This is a genomic window from Hymenobacter elongatus, assembly GCF_004745955.1.
In the GTDB taxonomy this organism is placed as follows: Bacteria; Bacteroidota; Bacteroidia; order Cytophagales; family Hymenobacteraceae; genus Hymenobacter; species Hymenobacter elongatus.
Genome location: NZ_SRLD01000086.1, coordinates 1 through 3,975, shown reverse-complemented (window position 1 = coordinate 3,975; position 3,975 = coordinate 1). Strand labels below are relative to the sequence as shown.

At 58.2% G+C, this 3,975-nt stretch carries 6 protein-coding genes; 3 read left to right on the top strand and 3 right to left on the bottom strand.

Features of this window, described 5'->3' with window-relative positions:
• Positions 1 to 334 precede the first annotated feature (334 nt).
• Positions 335 to 1,015 (bottom strand): spheroidene monooxygenase, encoded by a 681-nt coding sequence (locus tag E5J99_RS20745; RefSeq protein ID WP_245319162.1) that lies wholly within the window; start codon positions 1,013 to 1,015, stop codon positions 335 to 337.
• Positions 1,016 to 1,230: 215 nt separating this feature from the next.
• Entirely contained in the window at positions 1,231 to 1,743 is a 513-nt protein-coding gene (locus E5J99_RS20740; protein ID WP_135499715.1) for a pyridoxamine 5'-phosphate oxidase family protein, read from the bottom strand.
• 142 nt (positions 1,744 to 1,885) lie between these two features.
• Between E5J99_RS20740 and E5J99_RS20735 the strand changes: the two genes are divergently transcribed.
• Genes E5J99_RS20735 through E5J99_RS20725 form a run of 3 tightly spaced genes read left to right on the top strand, consistent with a single transcriptional unit; the run spans position 1,886 to position 3,268 of the window.
• Positions 1,886 to 2,500 (top strand): acyl carrier protein phosphodiesterase, encoded by a 615-nt coding sequence (locus tag E5J99_RS20735; RefSeq protein WP_135499714.1) that lies wholly within the window; start codon positions 1,886 to 1,888, stop codon positions 2,498 to 2,500.
• 50 nt (positions 2,501 to 2,550) lie between these two features.
• Positions 2,551 to 2,895: a type II toxin-antitoxin system RelE/ParE family toxin gene (locus E5J99_RS20730; protein ID WP_135499713.1), complete on the top strand. Its 345-nt coding sequence runs from the start codon at positions 2,551 to 2,553 to the stop codon at positions 2,893 to 2,895.
• A 22-nt stretch (positions 2,896 to 2,917) separates the two neighbouring features.
• Complete coding sequence (locus E5J99_RS20725) at positions 2,918 to 3,268, top strand: helix-turn-helix domain-containing protein (protein ID WP_245319160.1); 351 nt, start codon at positions 2,918 to 2,920, stop codon at positions 3,266 to 3,268.
• A 161-nt stretch (positions 3,269 to 3,429) separates the two neighbouring features.
• Here E5J99_RS20725 and E5J99_RS20720 read toward each other — a convergent pair whose 3' ends face one another.
• Positions 3,430 to 3,822: a hypothetical protein gene (locus tag E5J99_RS20720; RefSeq protein ID WP_135499712.1), complete on the bottom strand. Its 393-nt coding sequence runs from the start codon at positions 3,820 to 3,822 to the stop codon at positions 3,430 to 3,432.
• Positions 3,823 to 3,975 lie beyond the last annotated feature (153 nt).

Sequence of the window (3,975 nt, the reverse complement as noted above, 5' to 3'; positions counted from 1 at the left end):
GTGTAGGCGCGGGCGAAAGCAGGTGGCGTAACTGGCCACGTAGGCCTCCACTTTTTTTCAGTAATCGGCAAGTCCATTCCCTGAATTTATGCCCTTGCTCCCTACCGCACAACCTGCCAAAGTAGAGTTAGGAACCACATAAAAAAGAACGTCATGCTTTATCTGGCGTCCGCTTGTCGAAGCATTTCTACCGCGCAGGCAATCTAATTTACTGCTGCGGTGAGATGCTTCGACAAGCGGATGCCAGATAAAGCATGACGGCCAAATACACTTTTTCTGTATTTGGGAACAAGTCTGTCGGGTAAACGGCCGGCAGTTGCGGGCGGATGCGCGCCTACAGCGGCCGGTCGTCCCAGGTGCCTTCGGTACCCAGCACCCGGAAGCGGGCAAACATTTCCTCGCCGTACCAGGCTTCCTGGCGCGTCAGCCGGATTACTTCCCGGTGCTTTTCGCTGCGGTAGGCGTAGTCCTGCATGGCCTGCGCCGAGTCCCAGAGGCTCACGGTGGCCTGGCGCACCACCGGCAGCTCGCCCAGCCCGATGGCGGCCCGCACGCCCGGCGCGTGGGCAATAGTAGCGCTGACCGGGGCCACGTAGCGCCAGAAGCGCCGGGCTTTGGTCAGGCGGATGGAGGCGCGGGTGAGCACCGCCACGGGGCCGTCGGCGGCCGGGCTTTCGGTGGCGTAGTCGAATGGATTGGTCCCGTCCCACAGGCCGTGCGACTTGAGCGGGGCCAGCCGGGCCGTCCAGATTTCGGCGGCCCGCTGCTGGTACTGCTGCCAGAGCGGGTGGGTGGCAAAAAACGCCGCCGCCGCTTCTTCCGACTCCCACACAGCCATAAAACCGTAGCGGTGCAGGTTGGGCAGCGCCCCGAAGCCGCCCGCGCCGCTGCCCAGCAGCTTCTGAAACCGCAGCCCCGGCACCCGTTGTAGGGGCTGCTGCGCCGTGCCCATCTGGGCCAGCCCCCAACGAATGTTGCCGGGCCGCAGGGTGATGATGGAAAGGGTAGTGAGCAAGTGAGAATTAAGAATTAAAGATATAAGAACATCCTGCTTCATCTGGCGTCCGCGCTGCCGAAGCATCCCGCGTGCTGACGCTGGCCTACCAATCAGACGTCAGCACGCGAGATGCTTCGGCTTCGCTCAGCATGACCGCCGATTGGCTAACTGCCAAAACAACAGAAAAGGGCCGGAATTGCTTCCGGCCCTTTTCAAAAATTGCTACGCGGAGCTTACTTCACGTTCACTTTGGCGTGCTCGTTCACGTCGTCGGAAGTGGCCCGCTCGCCGGTGGTCAGGGCTTTCACGTAGGCTGCAGCCCGGGAAAGAACTCCGCTGGGGGTATCCCAGTATTCGCCCTTCTCGATTTCAACTTTGAGAATCATGATGTTTGGGTCGTCTTTGCCTTTGGCAAACCAGGCCCGCAGCGGCTCGCTCCAGAGCTGGTCGATTTCGGCCTGGTCGCGGTAGGCGTTGGCGCGGCCTGATACGGATACGTACACGTTATCTTCGGGCTTGCCGTAGCTCAGGTTTACGTGGCTGTCCTTTTTTACTTCGTAGACTTTGGCCGAATCCTTATCGGTCAGGAAGACCAGAGCGTTGGTCCCGTCGGGCGTCTGGGTGTACATGGGGCGGCTGCGCAGGCTGCCGTCCGTATCCTGGGTGGTGAGCATGGCAATGCGCACATCCTTGATTTTCTCGAGCAGCTTGGACAGGTCGTTGGTTACGGGCGATTTATCGGACATGGGTAGGGGTGTTTGGGAAGAACGGAAAGAATAGAAGCCGCCGAAAAAGCCGGTGGCTTGTTGGTCTGTACGGTTGAGCGGCCCGCCGGGTTAGCGCAACCACTAGCCCACCGCCCCGATTTTACCGTACTTTCCGCTCCCGATGAATTTTCTGGCCCACCTACTGCTCTCCGGCTCGCCCGCCACCACGCCCGACTACGCGGATATCGTCGTCGGCAATTTCGCCGCCGAGGCCGTGCGGGGCCGGGCGCAGGTGCTGGCCTATCCCGCAGCGGTGCAGCGCGGCATCCGCCTCCACCGCTTCATCGATTCCTTCACCGACGCGCACCCCATCGTGCGCCGCAGCACCGCCCGCCTGCGCGAAGCCGGCCTGGGCAAGTGGGCCGGCGTGGTAGCCGACATGGGCTACGACCACCTGCTGGCCCGCGACTTTGCCGGGTTTCACCCCGCCGAGCCGCTGCCCGCCTTCGCCCAGCGCCACTACGCGCTGCTGCAGGCCCGCCGCCACGAGCTGCCCGAGCGCCTCCAGCACATGTTCCAGTACATGCGCCGCGACGACTGGCTGACGGGTTACGCCCAACCCGCAGGTCTGCACCGTGCCCTGCTGGGCCTCAGCCGCCGCGTGCCCAGCGGGGCCGTGCTGGCCACCGGGGCGGCGGCGTTTCTGGGGGAAGCGGAGGCATACGAGGCCGATTTTCGGGAGTTTTGGCCGGAGCTAAGGGAGGGGGTGGAGGAAAATATGTTTACAGATATGTAAACCTTTTTGTATCGTTGCAGCGTCTTTTCTGTTGACTAACGGGTTGCTCCATGCAAAAGCCGATTGCCGTTGCCCTGACTGATGAAGCTGACGCCTTTGTGCGGGCGCTGACTCCGGAAGTGCGGAAACGGTTTGCTAAGGCTTTCGAGAAAACCGAGCTGGGCTTCAAGGGCGACTGGTTTCAGAAAATGACGGGTACGGCCGATATCTGGGAGTTTCGTGTCGATGGGCCAAACCACACCTACCGGCTGTTTGCCTTCTGGGATACTACGGGCGCTGCCGATACGCTTATTATCTGCACTCACGGCCTGGATAAGAAAACCCAGAAGACACCCGCCGCCGATATTGCCCGCGCCGAGCGTACCCGGCAAGCCTGGTTTGCGGGCCGCCGCTAACTTTCTATCAACCACCTAAATAATGAACCCGCTCATGGCCACCAACAGCAACCAGCCCGGCACCGAAACCCAGCCCATGCAGCTCAAGCGGTTTCAGGAAGTAAAAAGCAGCTACGTAGGGGCCGAGGGCACGCCCGAGCGCCACACCTACGAAGCCGAGCTGCGGGCCGAAATCATTGCCGAGAAAATAAAGGAGCTGCGCAAAGCCCGCCACATGACCCAGCAGGAGCTGGGCGACAAAATCGGGGTGAAGAAAGCCCAGGTTTCCCGCCTGGAAAGCAGCACCGCCAACATCACCCTCGACACGCTGCAAAAAGTGTTTCTGGCGCTGGGCGCGCGGGTTACTTTTGGGATTGAGCCGCTGGGAGAGTAGGCGAGTGAGGCGGATTTTCGGAAGTTCTGGCCGGAGCTAAGGAAGGGGGTGGAGGGAAATTTGGGTAGCCAAGTGGAATGTATTGGCTGAGATTTTCGGCTTTTCACTGACCCACTGGCCGGGGAAGCTTACAGGGAATCAGTCAATTCTTTGGTGAAATACTATTCAGTAAAAAAGGAATCACGTATAGCTTTTACCTCACTACTTATTTGTTGATGATTTCCCATTTCAATTTTATCCAAGAGCATTATTGAACATTCTAGTATTGCACGAGCAATAGTATAGAATATCTTCACTTGACCATCAACTCCATCATAAATCATTCCCTTGCTAAATACGGAAACGTGTGCTTGCTGAGATAGAATAGGGTAGATTAGATAAAGAGCGTCGAATAGCTGATTATTCATTTTCTCCTTGACATATTTATTGACTTCTTCAGCACTAGGGCAATTTATTTTAATTACCTCAAGGTTTTCGTTGATCGTTCTGAAGTTCTCTGGAACTATTGCTGCCCAACTCTTATAGCTAACCTGTAGGCGCTCAGTGCCTGACATGTTCATTATTTTCTTGCCATTCTTATAGGGTGCAACCCAAATTGTCGCTACGCCGCCCTGGCCGTGTTGAAGGGTTCAATGTGTTGGCGTACCAGCTGCCATCGGTTACTCATCGCGCAGACGCGCAAGGTCAAGACCCGCTGTGCGCCGTTG